This is a genomic window from Pseudomonas sp. P4_C8, assembly GCF_056401975.1.
This window is the reverse complement of sequence record NZ_JBFUIH010000108.1, coordinates 1-1,389: the sequence shown is the minus strand read 5'-3', so window position 1 is coordinate 1,389 and position 1,389 is coordinate 1. Positions and strand designations below refer to the sequence as shown.

Below are 1,389 nucleotides of genomic sequence, written 5' to 3'. Positions count from 1 at the left end.
GGATAGGATGAAGTCACTACGCCGTTTTCTTTAATTACTTGCCATTCAACGCCATCAACGACTTTTATCTGTTCAGTGATTAACGCCCCTGGTTCATCACGTAAAACTCTTCCGGGTTCTAACGCTACCTCATCAGTAGCTTTGAGGATTTTTGCATCATTCCAGCTTTTAGGCGCAAAAGTATGCCTGTTTGGAGATTTTGCAGCGGACCAGCCAACTGTTCCATCCTTACGTGAAAAGGGGACGGATTTGTTTTCTTTCGTAAAAATAAATCCGTCCCCTTTTTCAGTCCTTTTTCACACTTTTTTACAACTCACGAAAAACGGGGTGGAGTCACTTTCTACAAAGTCTTTCTGTTTTGATTACTAAAAAAACTATTGTAGTCTGATAAAGCTTTTTCCCAGTTCTTGAATAGCTGATCCTCAGATCCTTCGATGCCTTCTGATGCCGGCATGTATCTAGTTAGAGGTGAAATTTCCTCTGGGTAATCGAAGTCTGAATATACCTGCTCCACTATATTTAATGGGTCGCTGTAACTATTTTTATTGTCAAACAAAAATGAAAGCAGTAAAAAAATCCATGGTTTTGCTTTGTCTGTTTCAATAGTTGGTTCGTTGGTAGCAAGTCTGCGGAGTAAATCGAGTGTCAAGTAGCTTTCTTGGGGTAATAAAGACGCAAGGCTAATGGCTTCTTGTGAAGATTTTTCAGTTAAACCCTCGCAAGCGAATTCAGATACTCCCTTTTCGTTTATGAAGCTGTGTTCCAGTCCATAAAGAAGCTCACTCCAGTTTAGCCAGGGCGCGTGTGCATATACGTAGGATCCGTCAAGTAATAAGTCTTTCATACGTTGCCTACTTTGGCATTCTCGATGAACTAGCGAAAAGGGGGCGGATTTATTTTTTTTCGTGAAAATAAATCCGTCCACTTTTTTAAATATTTGTAGGGTAAAGAGTGGTTTTTTGTGCGGTAAGGTTGATAAATAAAGGGAGTGGTAGATCAATTTCGTCTATTGAAATAAATATTATGGAGTCGCCCAGTTTTAATTCGCTGTCTCCATCTTCATCGCTAGATATGAGTTTGGCCGTTTTGCAGAGCTTTCCAGAGTAAAAATATAATGACGGTATGCAATCGGTGGACGGGCTGATGTTTGTGTTCCAAATGAAGTCATCATCATCAATCTCCATCTCTACATCATATGTCTGATTTTCCTCAAGCGTGGAACTTGAAAAAAATGACCTTCCAGTCCCGTAAGTTGTAGAGAACTCCGCGAAGGTGCCGAGCGCCATAGGTTCTATGATGTGCTGTATCGTTGGCTTCTTCTATTTATGTCCTAGTGGAGCGCGAACTACTGAGTGATCATTTTTTAGTAGGTTGCTATTTATATCGAGT

2 protein-coding genes are annotated in these 1,389 nt (G+C 40.5%); both read right to left on the bottom strand.

From position 1 onward, the window contains the following. Window positions 1-340: 340 nt before the first annotated feature. Complete coding sequence (locus tag AC1DWM_RS30070; RefSeq protein ID WP_223512847.1) at window positions 341-844, bottom strand: DUF2247 family protein; 504 nt, start codon at window positions 842-844, stop codon at window positions 341-343. A gap of 85 nt (window positions 845-929) precedes the next feature. Continuing rightward, the gene (locus tag AC1DWM_RS30065; RefSeq protein WP_477796881.1) at window positions 930-1,286 is read right to left on the bottom strand and encodes a hypothetical protein; all 357 of its coding nucleotides are present in this window, start codon (window positions 1,284-1,286) and stop codon (window positions 930-932) included. Window positions 1,287-1,389 lie beyond the last annotated feature (103 nt).